17 protein-coding genes are annotated in these 17,082 nt (G+C 61.3%); 7 read left to right on the forward strand and 10 right to left on the reverse strand.

Annotation, left to right across the window (positions count from 1 at the left end):
* Window positions 1–35: 35 nt before the first annotated feature.
* The 6 genes from JTP94_RS12050 to JTP94_RS12075 all read right to left on the reverse strand — a co-directional run bounded on the left by JTP94_RS12050 (window position 36) and on the right by JTP94_RS12075 (window position 6,343).
* Window positions 36–803 (reverse strand): ABC transporter ATP-binding protein, encoded by a 768-nt coding sequence (locus JTP94_RS12050; RefSeq protein ID WP_204850723.1) that lies wholly within the window; start codon window positions 801–803, stop codon window positions 36–38.
* Window positions 800–1,537, reverse strand: coding sequence for an ABC transporter permease (locus JTP94_RS12055; protein WP_204850724.1), 738 nt, complete (start codon window positions 1,535–1,537; stop codon window positions 800–802). The genes JTP94_RS12050 and JTP94_RS12055 overlap by 4 nt, the downstream gene beginning before the upstream one ends.
* Complete coding sequence (locus JTP94_RS12060) at window positions 1,537–2,256, reverse strand: ABC transporter permease (RefSeq protein WP_204850725.1); 720 nt, start codon at window positions 2,254–2,256, stop codon at window positions 1,537–1,539. The genes JTP94_RS12055 and JTP94_RS12060 overlap by 1 nt, the downstream gene beginning before the upstream one ends.
* An 81-nt stretch (window positions 2,257–2,337) precedes the next feature.
* Complete coding sequence (locus tag JTP94_RS12065) at window positions 2,338–3,192, reverse strand: transporter substrate-binding domain-containing protein (RefSeq protein WP_204850726.1); 855 nt, start codon at window positions 3,190–3,192, stop codon at window positions 2,338–2,340.
* 57 nt (window positions 3,193–3,249) lie between these two features.
* Window positions 3,250–4,926, reverse strand: coding sequence for a M28 family peptidase (locus JTP94_RS12070; RefSeq protein ID WP_204850727.1), 1,677 nt, complete (start codon window positions 4,924–4,926; stop codon window positions 3,250–3,252).
* A complete protein-coding gene (locus JTP94_RS12075; RefSeq protein ID WP_204850728.1) occupies window positions 4,919–6,343 on the reverse strand; it encodes a M20 family metallopeptidase in 1,425 nt (474 codons plus the stop codon). The genes JTP94_RS12070 and JTP94_RS12075 overlap by 8 nt, the downstream gene beginning before the upstream one ends.
* Before the next feature lie 179 nt (window positions 6,344–6,522).
* Here JTP94_RS12075 and JTP94_RS12080 point away from each other — a divergent pair, with 179 nt between their 5' ends.
* Window positions 6,523–7,164, forward strand: coding sequence for a GntR family transcriptional regulator (locus tag JTP94_RS12080; RefSeq protein ID WP_204850729.1), 642 nt, complete (start codon window positions 6,523–6,525; stop codon window positions 7,162–7,164).
* A 12-nt stretch (window positions 7,165–7,176) separates the two neighbouring features.
* Here JTP94_RS12080 and JTP94_RS12085 read toward each other — a convergent pair whose 3' ends face one another.
* Together JTP94_RS12085 and JTP94_RS12090 are read right to left on the reverse strand one after the other, a co-directional pair.
* Entirely contained in the window at window positions 7,177–7,590 is a 414-nt protein-coding gene (locus JTP94_RS12085) for a hypothetical protein (protein ID WP_246754849.1), read from the reverse strand.
* A gap of 105 nt (window positions 7,591–7,695) precedes the next feature.
* Entirely contained in the window at window positions 7,696–8,739 is a 1,044-nt protein-coding gene (locus JTP94_RS12090; RefSeq protein ID WP_204850730.1) for a LacI family DNA-binding transcriptional regulator, read from the reverse strand.
* 167 nt (window positions 8,740–8,906) lie between these two features.
* Here JTP94_RS12090 and ltnD point away from each other — a divergent pair, with 167 nt between their 5' ends.
* From ltnD to JTP94_RS12120, 6 genes are all read left to right on the forward strand, one after another.
* Window positions 8,907–9,815 (forward strand): L-threonate dehydrogenase, encoded by a 909-nt coding sequence (ltnD, locus tag JTP94_RS12095; protein ID WP_204850731.1) that lies wholly within the window; start codon window positions 8,907–8,909, stop codon window positions 9,813–9,815.
* A gap of 3 nt (window positions 9,816–9,818) precedes the next feature.
* Window positions 9,819–11,093 carry a 3-oxo-tetronate kinase gene (gene otnK / locus JTP94_RS12100; RefSeq protein WP_204850732.1) on the forward strand — a complete coding sequence of 425 codons (1,275 nt, stop codon included), beginning with the start codon at window positions 9,819–9,821 and terminating at the stop codon, window positions 11,091–11,093.
* A complete protein-coding gene (gene otnC, locus JTP94_RS12105; RefSeq protein WP_204850733.1) occupies window positions 11,090–11,740 on the forward strand; it encodes a 3-oxo-tetronate 4-phosphate decarboxylase in 651 nt (216 codons plus the stop codon). Before otnK ends, otnC begins: the two co-directional genes overlap by 4 nt.
* Before the next feature lie 2 nt (window positions 11,741–11,742).
* Window positions 11,743–12,507 carry a hydroxypyruvate isomerase family protein gene (locus JTP94_RS12110; RefSeq protein ID WP_204850734.1) on the forward strand — a complete coding sequence of 255 codons (765 nt, stop codon included), beginning with the start codon at window positions 11,743–11,745 and terminating at the stop codon, window positions 12,505–12,507.
* Window positions 12,508–12,632: 125 nt separating this feature from the next.
* Entirely contained in the window at window positions 12,633–13,619 is a 987-nt protein-coding gene (denD, locus tag JTP94_RS12115) for a D-erythronate dehydrogenase (RefSeq protein WP_204850735.1), read from the forward strand.
* A complete protein-coding gene (locus tag JTP94_RS12120) occupies window positions 13,616–14,392 on the forward strand; it encodes an SDR family oxidoreductase (protein WP_204850736.1) in 777 nt (258 codons plus the stop codon). Before denD ends, JTP94_RS12120 begins: the two co-directional genes overlap by 4 nt.
* Before the next feature lie 10 nt (window positions 14,393–14,402).
* Here the strand turns inward: JTP94_RS12120 and JTP94_RS12125 are convergent, their stop codons facing one another.
* Window positions 14,403–15,365: a S1C family serine protease gene (locus tag JTP94_RS12125; protein WP_204850737.1), complete on the reverse strand. Its 963-nt coding sequence runs from the start codon at window positions 15,363–15,365 to the stop codon at window positions 14,403–14,405.
* A gap of 154 nt (window positions 15,366–15,519) precedes the next feature.
* Window positions 15,520–17,061, reverse strand: coding sequence for a diguanylate cyclase domain-containing protein (locus JTP94_RS12130; protein WP_204850738.1), 1,542 nt, complete (start codon window positions 17,059–17,061; stop codon window positions 15,520–15,522).
* Between the last annotated feature and the right edge of the window lie 21 nt (window positions 17,062–17,082).

Consider the following 17,082-nt stretch of genomic DNA (forward strand, 5'->3'; position numbering starts at 1 on the left):
TATCGAGTTCCCCTTTTCTGATTGAGCTTGACTGGTCATTTGCTGATGAACTGGCGGAAGCGCTCGGAGCGCGAGCCGGCAAAGACATCCTGTGGCCTGCCGTCTTCCTCGACGACGCCCTTATGCAGGAAGATGACGCGGCTCGAGACATCACGCGCAAAGCCCATCTCATGCGTGACGACGAGCATCGTGCGCCCCTCCTCGGCAAGCGCCCGCATGACGCGCAGAACTTCGCCGACAAGCTCGGGATCGAGCGCCGACGTCGGCTCGTCAAAGAGCATGACCTTCGGCCGCATGGCGAGCGCACGGGCAATGGCGGCACGTTGCTGCTGGCCGCCCGACAGATGTGCGGGATAGAAGTTGCGCTTGTCGGCAATGCCAACCTTGGCAAGCAAGGCCTCTGCTTCCTCGACGCATTCTGCGCGCGAACGGCGCTGGACGTGAATCGGCGCCTCGATGATGTTTTCGAGGATGGTCTTGTGAGACCACAGATTGAAGCTTTGGAATACCATTCCCAGCTGGGAGCGAATGCGGTCGACCTGCCTTCCATCCGCCGGGCGATGCGGTCCGCGGGTGTTGCTCTGCATGCGGATCGTTTCGCCGGCCACTGTCACTTCGCCGGAATCGGGTGTCTCCAGAAGATTGATGCAGCGCAGGAAGGTGGATTTTCCCGAACCGGAAGAGCCGAGAATGGAGACGACGTCCCCTTCCAGGGCGTCGAGTGAAATGCCTTTCAGAACCTCGACCGGCCCGAAGCTCTTGTGCATGTCGCGCACGCTGAGTGCGACTGGTATGGCCATCATTGAGGATCTCCTGCGGCAACTGCCTCGGTGGTGGAGCGAGTACTGGAAGGAGCGGGGCGCAGGTGCGGGCTCAACCTGTATTCGGCAAGCTGGATGAGACGCGTCAGCACGAAATTGATCAGAAGATAGATGGCGCCCGAGACGACGAAGACTTCGATTGCGCGATAGGTCTCCGAGATGATCTTGGCGGCAACACCGGTCACCTCCATCAGCGTGATGATCGAGGCAAGCGACGTCGCCTTGACCATCGAGATCATCTCGTTGCCATAACCCGGCAATGCCTGACGAATGGCGAGCGGCAACACGATGCGGCGAAACAGCATGATGCGATGCATGCCGCAGGCACGAGCGGCCTCGACCTGCCCGTGCGGTACCGAGAGCAGGCCGCCGCGAATGATCTCGCTGGCATAGGCGGCGGTGTTCAAGGTCAAGGCCAGGACGGCGCACCAATAGGGCTCGCGCAGGAATGGCCAGAAGATGCTATGTCGTATAGCGGGGAACTGGCCGAGGCCATAGTAGATCAGGAAGATCTGAACCAGCAGCGGCGTACCGCGGAAGACGAAGACATAGAGGCGCGCGAACCAATCGAGGACGGCGATGCCGGAGAGACGCGCCAGCGCCAGCAGCAGCGCCAGGATGGCGCCGAGGCAAATCGATGTCACGGCAAGCTCGATCGTCAGAGGGAGCGCGCCGACGAGACTTACGAAGGTCTCTTCAAGGAATTGCCAATCCATCAGCGCCTCCTCACACCGCGCGACAAACGCCGCTCGGCCTGTTGGAGGATGAGGCTCGAAAGGGTCGAGATCATCAGATAGATCACGCCGGCAATCAGGTAGAAATCGAATGGAAGCCCGGTCGAGCCGGCACCGACCTGGGCCTGACGCAAGAGTTCGGCAACGCCGGTGATTGATACCAGCGCCGATTCCTTCAGAACGACCTGCCAGACATTGCCAAGGCCGGGAAGCGCGTGGCGCAGCGTCAGCGGCGCAATGATGCGACGTAGGCGCAGCCCGCGCGGCATGCCGCAGGCAATAGCCGCCTCGATTTCACCGGGATGCACCGCCTTGAACCCGCCCCGCAGCACCTCCGTGAATTGGGCTCCCGAGGTGACGCCCACGGCAAGCGAGCCGGCGAGGAAGCCGGGAAAGCCAAGGAAGCCTTCCGCCCCGAAAAGCTTGCCGACTGCCGTCACGACAGCGCTTCCGCCGAAATAGAAGAGGTAGATGACCAGCAGATCGGGAATGCCGCGCAATACGGTCGTGTAGGCATCGGCCACGGTGCGCGCAAAGCGATTGCCGGCAATCTTCGCCCAGGCACCGAAGGTCCCGATGAAGGCGCCGACCGCATAGCCGGCAATCGCGACGAGGATGGTCATCCACGCCCCGGCGAGAAGGGCATGTCCCCAGCCGTCCGGGCCGAAGCCGGCAAGTTCAAATATGCCTGGCTGGTTCATGGGGCTGCCCGGGAAGAGCAGATTCTGGCAAATCGTATCATTGTCTAAGCCTCAGCTAGGGATGATGTCTGGCGAGGACACTCAATTGGCGTCGAAAGTCGGCGTCAGATCGATCTTGCTCCACTTTTCCGAGAGCTGCTTGATCGTCCCATCCTTGGCGGCTTGCTTGATGGCCTCATCGAACTTGGCTTTCAGATCGGTTTCGCCCTTACGCATGCCAAGCGCCACTTCCGTCGCAAGCATCGCGCCCTTGACCATCGGGCCCGACATCATCAGATCCTCATTGCCCGGCTTGCCGAGGACGGAGGTCTCATAGACGCCGCTGTCGAAACCGGCATCGACACGGCCCGCCTTCAAATCGAGATCGCGTTCGCCGGAGCTCTTATAGGCGCGCACGGTGACATCGGAGCCGAAATAGGCGGTGATCAACTGCTCCTGGCTGGTCGACTGTACCACGCCGACCGTCTTACCCTTCAAGGCCTTGCCGATATCCGCCATCACCGGATCGGCCTTGGCCTTGTCGTTCAGGTTCAGCCGTTCGCCTGTCATCGGCAGCGCGGAAACTGGGCCATCCTTCAAAAGGAAAAAGCTCGCGACGCCGCTGGCATAGGGAACGGTGAAGTCGACGACCTGCTTGCGCTTCTCGTTGATGCCGAGCGTCATGACAAGATCGAACTTGCCGGCATCGAGGCTCGGGATCATCGCATTCCACTCGCCGGCGATCAGCTCGCAGTCGACCTTGGCGCGGCTGCACAGACTGTTGATGAGATCGACGTCGAAGCCGGCGAGCTTGCCGCTGGAATCCATCAGGTTCCAGGGCGGAAAAGCACCCTCGATGCCGACCTTCACATGCGTCCAATCCTTGGCGTCGGCAGCAAGCGGAGCCAGAACGGCGATCGCCCCGAATACGGCGGCAAGCAGGCTTTTGTTCTTCATTTTCAGTTCCCTTTTTATTTACAGCCACTTTGCGCAGCCGGTTATTGCATTTGGCAATCAGTCGTTCAGCGCCGATCCGAGTGCCGCATTGGCCTCTCTCAGCGCATGGGCAACACGATTTCTGACCTGGCGCGCGTGAACAGCATAAAAGGCCGTCTCGGGCGATCTGACGGGCAATGAGGCCAGCGCACGCAGCCCCTCCAGTGAAGGCCAGGCAGGGTGCGGCAGGGCGGAATCGTGATGGAAGCGCTCGCCGCTCGTATAATTCAGCGGCACCAGATGGCGCGCGGCACGCATCATCGAAGCATTGATGCTCTCAGCCCTGTCGACAGAGACATCACCTGCCTCGAGGATGGCTCTCGCCTTATCGTTCAGCTCGTTGACCGCCTTTGCCAAAACGGAAATGTCGATGCGGCCATCAAGCCCTGTCTGCAGGCGCGTGATCTGTTCGCCGAGCGCTGCGGCATAGGCCGTGTAGTCCAGAGGCAGAACCGGCGACGTCAAGAGCCGCCACAGGACCTCGAGGACGATTTGTGTGTCGCGGCTCAGATTATCGGGGTCGATATGCTCGGCCGTATCATGTGGCGTATGCCACCACCATCCGAGCGCCGTCAGCATCTTGACCGGGCCGGGCGGCTGATGGCTGAGGCTGCCGAACATCGAGGGGATGCCGACACCCCAGAAGGATTGGTCCGCAGCCCGGCCATGCCGCCTGCCGGCGTGCTTTTGCCCGGTGACGCGCTCGATCACGTCCGAAGCCAAGGGCCGCAACTCGTCGATCACGCCGGAATTGGTGAGCACTGTTGCCCCCTCGCCGCCGGTGGAGTCAACATTCACATGAACGGCGCAACGACGATCGAGATCGTCGAAATATTCGTCCGCATACCAGGCCGAGCCGGAATAGCGGCCGTGCGAATGACCGGACCAAAAACATATGCGCAGGCTACGTCGCCAATCAGCCGCGTGAAGGGCAAGTAGACGGGCGGCCTCCAGCATCGTCGCATTGGCGCCGCCATTGTCCATGACGCCGAAATGCCAGGTGTCATGATGCCCCGAAAAGAGCACGAATGGCGTATCCTCGCCGGTCGGCTGAAGCTCGGCAACCAGCAGCGGCGTTTTGCGCCAGCCGGTATCCACCTCCGCCGTGAGCCTTGCCTGCACTTTTTCGCCGCTCGCAAGCCGGATGCGCAAGCGATCACCGTCTTCCTTGGCAACGGTGCAGATGGCTGTCGTCGGCAGATTGGCGCGCGTATGTTGCGACGGGCTGCCCCAGACCGGCGACACGCACATTTCATAAAGATGTTCGTTCGGGCTGATATGAAGCTGGCCGAGAGCACCGGCGGCGCTTGCAAATGCTGCCACTTCCTCGGTCGCGATCCCATCCACCAGAAGGATTTTCCCGGCGACGGCCTTGCCGGAAAAATCCGCCTCGCTACCCTCGCCGACATAAACGAGAGCGCCGGCCACTCCGGCCGCGGATGTCGAGACCGACATGGAATGAGTAATGCAGCGGAGGCTCTTGCCGTCGATCTCCACTTTCGTCGCGCCAGGCAGACTGATGTAGGCGTCATGCGACAAGAGCTGTGTCCGATAACCGTAGCTATCCATCTGATACTGAAGGTACCGAAAGCTTTCGAGCTCCTCAGGCGTCCCCGAGAGCTTCACTCGGCGGGCAAACTCTGTGATATGCGCCATCAGGCGCTCGCGATCGGGCTTCAGGGCCAGCTCAGCCATTGGCCGTCTCCGGGAGGGGCGGCTTGACGTCGTCCGGGATCGGATTGACGAAAGGCGTGCCCTCGAGCCGCGCCTTGTGGTCGGCCTTGGCGGCCTCGATGAGCTGCGGATTGCGGATGAGGTCGGTAGCCGTGCTCGCCATCACTTTGGCTGCATGCTCGGTTCCCTTGTGCGCCACCGGCAACTTACCTTGGGCGACAAGCTGCCAGGAATGCCCCGGCGTGCCGATCGCATAGGTGGCGCCGCGCATCTGGACCGTCGGGACGACCCAGCTGACGGTTCCGACATCCGTGGAGCCGACCAGAGTTCCATCACCGGCATTCAGCGGGAAAATCTCCTCGCAGAGCGCTTGGCCCTTCTTCGGCTTCAGCGAGAAACGACCATAGGAAGCCGCGATATCCTCAGCACTGAAGGTCTGCTGGAATTTACGCGCCGTCTCGCGATCCGCATCATCGAACACCGGCGGCCCAAGACGCTCGAGGTTCGAAAACATGCACTCCTCGAGCGGCGTATTGCCGACCAGATTGGCATCGCCGCTGATGATCTCGCTGCGTACGGTCGTCTCGGTCATCAGCGCGGCGCCATCTGCAACCTTCCTGACCCGCGCAACCAGTGACAGAAGCTCCGGCAAGGTCCGCGCGCGAACAAGATAGCGGACCGTCGCACGCGCCTGCACGACGTTCGGCGCCGCACCGCCCGCATCGGTGATGGCGTAGTGAATGCGCGCCGTCGACGGCATGTGCTCGCGCATGTAGTTGACACCGACATTCATCAACTCGACCGCGTCGAGCGCACTGCGTCCAAGATGGGGCGTAGCAGAAGCATGCGACGCGCGGCCGGAGAAGTGGAAGTTGAGCTCGTTACAGGCGAGCGAGATCGGATTGTTGACGCCGGCAAAGGCTGCCGGATGCCATGAAATCGCGATGTCGACGTCATCGAAGACGCCGGACCGCACCATGAAGCCCTTGGAAGAACCGCCCTCTTCGGCGGGGCAACCATAATAGCGCACCCTGCCCTTCAGACCGTTTTCGGCAAGGAAATCCTTGACGGCGGCGGCGGCCAGCATCGATCCGGAGCCGAGCATGTTATGACCGCAGCCATGGCCGTTGCCGCCGCTGATCAAGGGGCGCTCCTCGGCGATCCCGGCCTCCTGGCTCAATCCCGGCAGCGCATCGAACTCACCCAGTATCGCGATAACCGGTCCGCCCTCGCCTGCCTCTCCCATGACTGCTGTCGGCAAGCCGGCAAGTCCGCGCTCGACCCGAAAGCCCTCGCTCTCAAGCATGCGAGCATGTTCTTCGGCGGATTGATATTCGAGATAATTCGTCTCGGGGATACCCCAGATCCGATCGCTGAGCGCAAAGAACGCCGCGCGTTTTCTCTCGACGATTTCCCAGACCGCATCAGAATTTTGCATGGACTTGCATCCGCCTCATGTAATGGATATCAAATTGGCACCAATTTATGTGCCAATTGAAATGGGTGCGCAAGAGATGTGCATGAATATTTTTTCGGCAGCGACAACGGGCACGTCGTTGTTGATGAGCCTGGACCTATGATAGTCATCGCGGAAATCGGGAGGCTTGGGAGAGCTACATGAATTCGCTGGAAGCTGAAGCGACAGCGCGAGCAAAAGAGGCGGAGACGCCGGATGTGACCGAGCTCATTCTCCAGGATATCCTCGCCGGCAGGCTTCCGCCCGGAACATGGCTGAAGCAGATCGATCTCGAACGACGATACAACTGTACGCGGCCGGAAGTGCGCCGCGCGCTCGACAGGCTGGTGCAGAAGCGGCTGGTGGAGCATGTTCCCAATCGCGGCTATCACGTGCACGAGCAGGACGGGCGCCGCGCTCAGGAAGTCAGCGACATCCGCGTCATCCTTGAAACGGCGGTCAGCGACCGGATCGTCGCAAACGCCGGCGAAGACGATGTCGCGAATTTGCGGGCGCTTGCCTCGCGCTTCGACGAGCTGGTGCTGACCGGCACCATGCTTGAGCTCTACGAAGCCAATCTTGCCTTTCACCGGCATTTGCTGGCGCTCGCCGGCAATCAGGAACTCGTCGAACTAATCACGGAGATCCGGCAGCGGACGTCATCGGCGCCCGTATCGCAATGGCGCACCCGCGCCCGCATCGAGCAGTCGGGCCACGAACATCAGCTGATGGTCGACGCGATAGAGAAAGGCGACGTGGACATGCTCAAGGAGCTGACGCGCAGGCATATACTGCAGGCGTAAATAGCCCAGGCCCTATTTGACGGCGAAATCGACCGACTCCATCGGCTTGCCGTTGACAGAGAATTCGATCTTGTATGTCCCGACCGGCCAGCCACTGTTCGGCTTGGTCAACGCGGAATTGACGTGATTGATCATCGATGTGATGTCGAGATTGACCTCATCGATCTTGTAGTTCGGCGGAGCGGCTCCTCCGGAATCGACGGAGATCCAGGCAATATTCACCTTGCTTCCGGCGGGGACGTCCTCGGCGAGTTCAGCCGAAACAAAGATTTTCGGCGTATCCGGGGCAAAGCTATCCTGCGTCGTGTCGGCATCTTTCTCCGTCGAGACGATAATGTTCTCAAAGCCGGCAGCCCATACGCTTGATAAAACGGCTGTCATGGCAGTGAAGGTAAGGGCAAAAAGCAATTGTTGGGGGCGATGCATTCTCAAATATCCTCTGTTTGAGAAGGTGACGTAGTGCCAGTATCACCATCAACCTAACAAAGGCTCAAGCAACAACCGAGCCCGACCGGGATCATACCATGCTGATCATGGCAGCAAGCGAGCCTTCTCCGACTCGTCCGCCGCATCATCGTAGCCGTCAATTCCTGTGATCACAGGCTTGAACGCAACCGTTTTCTGGAAGGCATCCTGATCGCCCGCCACCGCCTGACGGACCAGCTGCGCCGCAACCTCGCCCATGGAGCGTCTTAGTGAGCGGGATGTCGCAATCGGCGACGGCAGGGAGTTGACGAGATCCAGCCCGTTGAACCCGGCAATCAGGATCTTTTCGGGCACAGCAACGCCGAGCTCCATGCAGGCGAACAATCCGCCGCTCGCCATATCGTCATTGGAATAATAGATGCAATCGAGATCGGGAACGCCCGCGAGCATGGCCGTCGTCAGCCGCTTGCCCAAGGCGATCGAGGAAAATGCGTCATCGATCGACTGGTCCACGAAGTGCAGGCCGTGCTCGCGCAACACACGCTCGAAGCCGGCCTTGCGCTTGCCCGCGCGCAGATCCTTTTCGAGTGCGCTGCCGACATAGCCGAACCGTCTGCGGCCGGCCCCAACGAGTGCCCTTGCCATGTCCTCGCCCGCCCCGCCATGCGACAGCCCGACATTGAAATCGATCGGAGTACCATCGAGATCCATAAGCTGGATGACCGGAATGTTTGCATGCTTCAACAATCTCACCGTCTCCTCCGGCTGATCCAGACCGGTAACGATGATGGCGCAAGGCTGCCAGGAGAGCATGTCGCGGATGATGTCGCGCTCCTTGGCGACGTCATAGTCGGATATGCCGAACACGGCCTGCATGCCGGAACCATCCAGCCCGGCGGAAATGCCAGCCAGAACTTCGGGAAACACGATGTTCGACATGCTGGGCACGACGACGGCGACCAGATTGGTGCGTTGCGAGGAAAGCGAGAGCGCCAGCCTGTTGCCCACATAGCTCATCCGCGTCGCCGCCTTGAGGACCCTCTCACGGGTTTCCCTGGAGACATCGGCGGAACCGCGAAGGGCGCGCGACGCCGTCATTTTGCTGACGCCTGCCTCGATCGCGACTTCTTCCAGAGTGGGTTTGCGCATGCCCAAGCAGCCCTCGATGACAAGCCGCACCTTGGCTGGCGCCGCTCTTCTTCATAGGATGTTTCCACCAAAATGCAAACTGCCGTCTATTGACAATTACGGAGGAGATTGGCCATGGTATCGATACCGGTATCGGTAACATTATTGATATTTGCAGAGGTAGCGCCGTGCAGGACGTAGTGAAGGCAGCCGTCATCGGACTGGGATCGATGGGTTGGGGCGCAGCGATATCCCTTCTCAAAGCAGGCTTTGTTGTACGGGGATGCGATGTTCGCAGCGATATCCTCACGCGCTTCACGGAAGCAGGCGGGGACGCCTGCACCACGCCGGCCTCGGCAGTGGACACGGCCGATGTAGTCCTCGTCTACGTCATCAACAGCAAGCAAGTCGAAGACGTTCTCTTCGGGCCGAACGGTGCGGTGGAAACTGCACGCCCGTCAACTGTCTTTCTACTTTGCACGACCATGGCACCGAGCGCCACGACGGCAATTGCCGAAAGATTGGAGGCAGCCGGCATGCTGGTCATCGACGCACCGGTCTCCGGAGGTCATGTTCGCGCGCTGGCGGGCGAGATCACCGTCATGGCATCCGGCCCGCAAGAGGCCTTCGATCGAGCATCCGCTGTCCTTGGCGCCATTTCGGCCAAGGTGTTCCGGCTGGGGGATCGGCCCGGCCCTGGTTCCCAGGTGAAGATGATCAATCAGCTTCTCGCAGGCGTGCACATTGCGGCAACCGCCGAAGCCATGACGCTTGCCGCCAAGGCCGGCATCGACCTGAAGACGCTTTATGAGGTGATCAGCGTTTCGGCGGGCTCGTCATGGATGTTCGAGAACCGGGGCGAACACATCGTTTCGGGTGATTACACCCCACGCTCGGCGGTCAACATCTTCGTCAAGGACCTTGGCATTGTCGCCTCCGAGGCCGAAAGGGCGGGAGCCCTCACGCCGCTTACAACAACCGCGCTCAGCCTCTTCGTCGAGGCTTCCGAAGCAGGTCTCGGCCTCGAGGATGACGCTGCCGTCGCAAAGATCCTCGCCCGCAAGAGCGGCGCCATCCTGCCGGGCATGGAGAACTAGAGCATGGCACTCCTGCTCGGCTGCATCGCCGATGATTTTACCGGAGCGACGGACCTTGCCGCGCTCCTCTCGCGCAGCGGACTGCCGGTGTCGCTGCGGATCGGCGTGCCGCAGAGGAAACGTGACGACAACGATGCAGCCGTCATCGAAGTCATCGCCCTGAAATGCCGGACAGCGCCGGTCCAGACTGCCGTGGAGCAAGCGCGACAGGCGCTGGAATGGCTGAAAGACGCGGGCGCGACCCGGTTCTTCTGGAAATATTGCTCGACCTTCGACAGCACCCCGGAGGGCAATATCGGTCCGATCGCGGAAATGCTGATGGCACAGACCGGCGCCCGGCAAGCAATCTACTGCCCGGCCTTTCCCGAAAACGGCCGCAGCATATTCATGGGCCATCTGTTCGTCGGTGAGCAGCTTCTTTCGGAAAGTCCGATGAAGGACCATCCGCTGACGCCGATGCGTGATTCGAGCCTGGTGCGGCTTCTGACGCCGCAGGTGCGCGGTACGGCCGGTCTCGCCAACCGCATCGCGGTTTCCGAGGGTCCAGCGGCGCTGAGAGCGAGGCTGCTGCGGCTCGGGGAAGACGGCGTGCAGCATGTGATCGTCGACGCCGTTTGCGATGATGACCTGCGCACGATCGCCACCGCCACGGTGGATTTTCCCCTGTTGACCGGCGGCAGCGCGATCGCCGGCCAGCTTCCGCGGCTGTACGTGGAGCAAGGCCTTGCGGCACCACCTAAGGTCCGCCAAACATTGCCAAACGTCGCGGGCGGCCAGATCGTCCTGTCGGGAAGTTGCTCCGCCATGACACGCAAGCAAGTCGCCAACTATGCGGCGCACAGTATCAGCCTGAGGCTTGATCCTATCGCCCTTGCGGAACAAGGTGCGGCGGCAGCCTGCCAGTGGCTGCAGAAGCAACCCGCTGACGCTGCAAAAATCATCTACGCCACCGCCGAGCCCGACGAAGTGCGCCAGGCGCAGGAGCAATTGGGGCGAGATAAGGCCGGCCAGGTGGTCGAAGACGCGCTTTCCAAGATTGCTCACGAAGCCTTCCGCCTCGGCACACGCCGCTTCGTCGTTGCCGGCGGCGAGACCTCGGGTGCGATCACCCAGGCTCTCGGCGTTACCCATCTGACGATCGGCCCGGAAATAGCGCCCGGCGTTCCCTGGACCTTCGCGGATGTGGAGGGCGAGACGATTGCACTTGCGCTGAAATCAGGCAATTTCGGCGGCGAGACCTTCTTCACGGATGCCTTCACCCGGCTGGAGGCGGCATGAGCGAGGAAGCCAAGCTGCGCGAGCAGATATGCCTGATGGCCAAATCGCTTTACGACCGGGGCCTCACCGCCGGTTCTTCCGGGAATATTTCCGCGCGCCTCAGCGACGGTCGCCTGCTGGTGACGCCGACAGGCAGTTCCTTCGGGCGCCTGGACCCCTCACGCCTCTCGCTGTTCGACGGCAATGGACGCCTGATCGGCGGAGACAAGCCGACGAAGGAAATGCCGCTGCATGCGGCCTTCTACGAGACCCGACCGGACAAGACGGGCGCGGTCGTGCATCTCCATTCCAGCCATTCGGTCGCGCTGTCTGTTCTGCCCGATATCGATAGCGACAATATGTTGCCGCCGCTCACGGCCTATTCGATCATGAAGCTCGGCAAGGTGAAACTCCTGCCCTATTTCATGCCGGGTGACCCGACCATGGGCGATGCGATCCGCGGCCTTGCCGGCAAACGCAGCGCCGTGATGCTGGCGGCGCACGGACCCGTCGTCTCGGCAAAGGATCTGGAGGCGGCGATCTATGCCATCGAGGAATTGGAAGAGACGGCAAAACTTGCCATCCTGACACGGGGGGCCAATCCCTCCCTGCTGACCGACGCACAAATTGCCGATCTGGTTCGCACCTATGATGTGGAGTGGGACTGAACATGCTGCGCTTTTCCGCCAATCTGGGCTTCCTTTGGCAGGAGCTTTCGCTTCCAGACGCGATCCGGGCCGCCAAGGCCGCCGGCTTCGACGCGGTGGAATGCCATTATCCCTATGACACATCAGCCGAGATCGTGCGTCAGGCGCTCACTGAAACCGGCCTCCCCATGCTTGGTCTCAACACCAGCCGAGGTCGTGTCGAGGCCGGCGACAATGGGCTGGCGGCCTTGCCGGGCCGCGAGGACGAGGCACGCCGGGCGATCGACCAGGCGTTCGACTATGCCGCCGCCACCGGCACGCGAAACGTGCATGTGATGGCTGGAAAGAGCAGTGGCGAAGAGGCACGGAGCACCTTCATTGGCAATCTGCGCTATGCCTGCGAGCGTGCCGGCAAGGTCGGAGCGAACGTGCTGATCGAACCGCTGAACCAACGCGATGCGCCGGGATACTTCCTGCAGACGATGGAGCAGGCGCTCGACATCATCTCCGCGGTCGGAGCGCAGAACATCAAGCTGATGTTCGATTGCTATCATATTCAGATCATGCAGGGCGACTTGACGCATAGGCTGCAGGCGCATCTGGACGCCATCGGCCATATTCAGATCGCCGCCGTCCCGGATCGCCGCGAACCGGACCACGGCGAAATCGACTACCGCTATATCCTGCGCTTTATCGAAAAGCTCGGTTATGACAGGCCCATCGGGGCTGAATATCGGCCGGCAACCACTACGGAAGCTGGCCTGGCCTGGCTACAGGCGTATCGATGAGGGCAGCAGTTCATATCTGAACCGTTTTTGACCGCCGTCGATTGGGCCGATGCAAGGGGATTGGCGAGGAGACGGCGGTGACTATCTTTAAGACCGACACCAGCCCCTTGGGAGGAAGAGCCGAAATGCTTGTATTGATTTTGGGCGCTGCGGGCATGATCGGCCGCAAGCTTGTCGACAGGATAGCAGCCGAGCCGAAGGCTCTCGGACAGTCGATCGATCGCCTGACGCTCGCCGATGCGATCCAGCCGCCGGTACCGGAAGCTCTCAAGGCCGTTTCGAAGGCTGTTACTATGGATCTCGCGAATGCCGGTGTCGCAGCCAAGCTTATCGAAGACCGTCCCGACGTGATCTTCCATCTTGCCGCCATCGTTTCCGGCGAAGCGGAAGCGGACTTCGACAAGGGCTACACCGTCAACCTTGATGGCACGCGAGCGCTGTTCGAAGCCATTCGCCAGCAGCGCCTGAAGACTGAGTACACGCCGCGCGTGATCTTTGCGTCGTCCATCGCCGTATTCGGTACGCCCTTCCCCGAGGTTATCGGCGATGAATTCTTGACCGCGCCGTTGACAAGCTACGGCACGCAGAAGGCGATCGCCGAGCTTCTGCTCGCTGACTATTCCAGGCGAGGCATTTTCGACGGTATCGGCATCAGGCTGCCCACCATCTGCGTGCGTCCCGGTGCGCCGAACAAGGCCGCCTCCGGCTTCTTCTCGAACATCCTGCGCGAGCCGCTGGTCGGCAAGGAGGCCATTCTGCCCGTCAGCGACACTGTGCGGCATTGGTTTGCAAGCCCGCGCTCCGCAGTCGGCTTCTTCCTGCACGCCGCAACGCTCGATACTGCGAAGATCGGGCCGCGACGCAATCTCACCATGCCTGGACTGTCGGCGCTCGTTTCCGATGAAATCGACGCACTGCGACGGGTAGCCGGCGACAAGGCGGTCGCCCTCATCCGGCGGGAACCGGATCCGGTGATCGAGCGGATCGTCGCCGGGTGGGCGACACAGTTCGATGCGCAAAGGGCCGGCGATCTCGGCTTCAAGGCGGAGCAGAGCTTCGACGAGATCTTGCAGGTTCACATCGAAGACGAACTGGACGGGAGGCTTGCATGACCGAGGCTTCACCTACCACGCACAATGGAATAGCGCTGGTGACCGGCGGCGGCACGGGTCTCGGGCGCGCCATGGCAAAAGCACTCGGTGCAGCCGGCTACAAGGTTGTGATCTCCGGGCGGCGGGCAGATGTCCTTGAAAAATCCGCCACGGAGCTTACGGAGGAGACCGGCGCGGAATTTTTCGCGGTTGCTGCCGATGTCAGCGATCCGGTATCCGTCCGCACCCTTTTCGATGCCATTGCCAGCCGATATGGCCGCCTCGATCTTCTGGTCAACAATGCCGGCATGGGGCTGCCCGCAGTTCCGATGGAGGAACTGACCTTCGAACAGTGGAACGCCATCGTCGGAGCGAACCTCACCGGCGCATTCCTCTGCACCCAGCAGGCCTTCCGGCTGATGAAGAACCAGGTGCCCCACGGCGGCCGCATCATCAACAACGGTTCGATCTCAGCGACGACGCCGCGCCCGCTTTCAGCACCCTATACGGCCACGAAGCACGCCATCACCGGCCTGACGAAGTCGACGGCGCTCGATGGCCGCCCCTTCGACATAGCCTGCGGCCAGATCGATATCGGCAATGCGGCAACCGACATGACGGCACGGATGAGCGCCGGCGTGCTGCAGGCAAACGGAGAGGTCGCCGCCGAACCGACGATCTCCGCCGAACACGTGGCGCGCGCCGTCGTCTACATGGCCACCTTGCCGCTCGATGCCAACGTGCTTTCGATGACCGTCATGGCGACGAAAATGCCATTGGTCGGCAGAGGATAGCAATCGGCAGTTAGATCGCAGGACGAGCCGACGGCTTCACTTGCCGTCGCTCGATCAAGCCACCGACGCTGAAGATCAGCACCTCGATCTCTGTATCGATCTTGTCGCCATCCAAAAGCCTGACGACATCGTCTATGCCTGACACGGCATGCCCATCGATGGCGAGCAGGTAGTCGCCCTCCTGCAAGCCACCTTTTTCTGCGGGGCTGTCCTTTTCGACGCGCCGCAGCCGCACGGCGGTCGAGTGCGCGACGCCAGCTTCCAGTGCAATCCGCCGATGCAGTTCCACCGTGTCGGCGGCGATGCCGATATAGGCACGCCTGACGTGACCGAAGCGCAGGATCTCCGAGACGACGTGCTTGGCCGTATTCGAGGCGACCGAAAAGGCGATGCTCTGGGCGCCCTGGATGACGGCCGTATTGACGCCGATCACCTCGCCCGCCGATGACACCAGCGGCCCGCCCGAATTACCCGGATTGAGTGCTGCATCCGTCTGGATGATATCTTCCATCAGCCGGCCGCTCGCCGCGCGCATCGACCTGCCGAGCGCCGATACGATACCGGCCGTGACGGTCCATTCGAAACCGAGCGGGTTGCCGATGGCGATCGCGATATGACCGCGCTTCAGCGTCTTGGAATCGCCAAGCCGAGCCCATGCGCCGGGCCAGTCATTGGCGCGGATCAGGGCAAGGTCGGTGTCCGGATCGCGGCCGAGCACCCTGCCCTCGATGGTCGCGCCCTCAGGGGTCTTGATGCGGACGGCCTTCGCATCGTCTACGACATGGTTGTTGGTGACGACGAGGCCATCCGGCGAGATGGCAAAGCCGGAGCCATGCCCGGCCCCGCCGCCCAATCGCTCGATCCGGCTGACGGCCGGACCGACGACATCGACGGCACTCGATACCGATTGAGAATAGGCATCCAGCAGCCCGGCATCGGATGAGGGCTGGATGTCGCGATCAATGAATCCCATGAAAAACTCCTCCGACGCGGACGCGCGTCGCTACGAGGACCGGCAGCAACTGTGAAAAAGCGAGAGGCTGTCAGTTCGACAGATTGAAACAGTTGCTAATCAGATGAGGGGTCGCCGGGCCAAGTTCAAGAGCCGCATGCGAGCGCCGCCAACCTCACCTTCGACGTCTCGGAACATTGCGATGCCGATAGCCGTCGGACGCCATTTGCCAGGTATTCCGCCCATTGGCTTTGGCCCTGTAGAGGGCATGGTCGGCCTCCCGAACCAGGGCTTGTCCATCCTGACCCTCCGCAGGTGCCACCGAAACGCCGACACTGATGCCGATATCGACCGGGACACCGTCGATGAGGAAGGATGATTTGAAAGCAGCGATGCAGCCCTGTGCCAGCTCGGCGACATCTCCCGCATGAGCTTCCATCAGGATGGCGAATTCGTCGCCGCCGAGCCGCGCGACCATATTGCCCCTCGCGGCACCTCGCAGACGCTCGGCCACCATCTTGAGCACATCGTCACCTGCGGCATGCCCGAATGTGTCGTTGACCGGCTTGAAGCCGTCGAGATCGAGGCAGAAAACGGCGACTCGCTTTCCATCATTTGCTCTCAATGCTTCGCCAAGGGCCTTGTAGAAGCGCATCCGGTTCGGCAACCCGGTCAGCATGTCGTGCTCGGCGAGACGGTTGGCTTCCGCCTCCGCGAGGATTCGGTCACTGACATCGGCAACGGTCAACAGAAGGCGGCGTTCCTTGCCTTCGTGCAGCACGCGAACATAGATCAGCACATGGCGCTCGCTGCCATCGGCTATTCTTTGCCGCCAGACCGTTCTGGCCTCGCAGTCACCACCAAGTTCGAGAAGCGCCTTTGCAAATCGATCGGTCTCGCTCTCGACATGCATGTTGCATGCTCTCCAGGAGAGCAATGTCGCTTTCCCGAAACCGTAGAAATCCAATGCGGCTCGATTGGCCTGCAGGATTTGAAGGCTGCTGCCGTCGCACAGGAGCATGGGCATCGGATTGGCGTCAAAAAGCTGGTGCAGCCATTCCTCGCGCTGTTTCAAATCGGTGATGTCTACCCGCGTGCCGATGGCGCCGCCATCGGGAGTGCGCCGGTCGTCATGCCGCAGCCACCGTCCGTCGCGCAGCTGCTGCTCTTCCTGTGAAACGGGCTGACGAAACTTCCGCATGCGCTGCCGCAGCCAGGCCTCCTTGTCGTCGACAACCTCCCGCATTCGGTTGCTCGCAAGGCTCACCTTCAATATGTCCTCGAAAGCGACGCCGGGTTTGAGATAATCCGCAATGTCCGGGTAGAGCTCCGCATATTTCTCGTTCCAGAGAACATAACGGTCGTTGGCATCGAAGACGCAAACGGCTTCCGGCAACATCTCGATGACATATCGAAGACGCAGGTTCGCCTCACGCGCCACCGAAGCCGCCCGCCGTTCTTCGGTCTCCGGTTCGATAAGAACCGCAGTCATCACGTCAGAGGCCGATTGCCACGTCATGACTTTGACGTGACAGTCCCGTCCATGGCCATTGCCGGCGACGATAAGCTGCTGCGATGCTGCCGAAACCAGCGGCCAGTCAGGCAGCAGATCCGAGATGACGGAGGTGTGAGGCTGGTCTCCAATGCCAAAGAAATTGCGAGCTTCGGCATTCGTAAAGACGACGGCCCCTCTGGCGTCGATCACAAGCGCCGCCATCGGACATGCTTCAAGGAATGC

The sequence above is a fragment of the Martinezella lusitana genome (genome assembly GCF_016901135.1).
In the GTDB taxonomy this organism is placed as follows: domain Bacteria; phylum Pseudomonadota; class Alphaproteobacteria; order Rhizobiales; family Rhizobiaceae; genus Rhizobium; species Rhizobium lusitanum_D.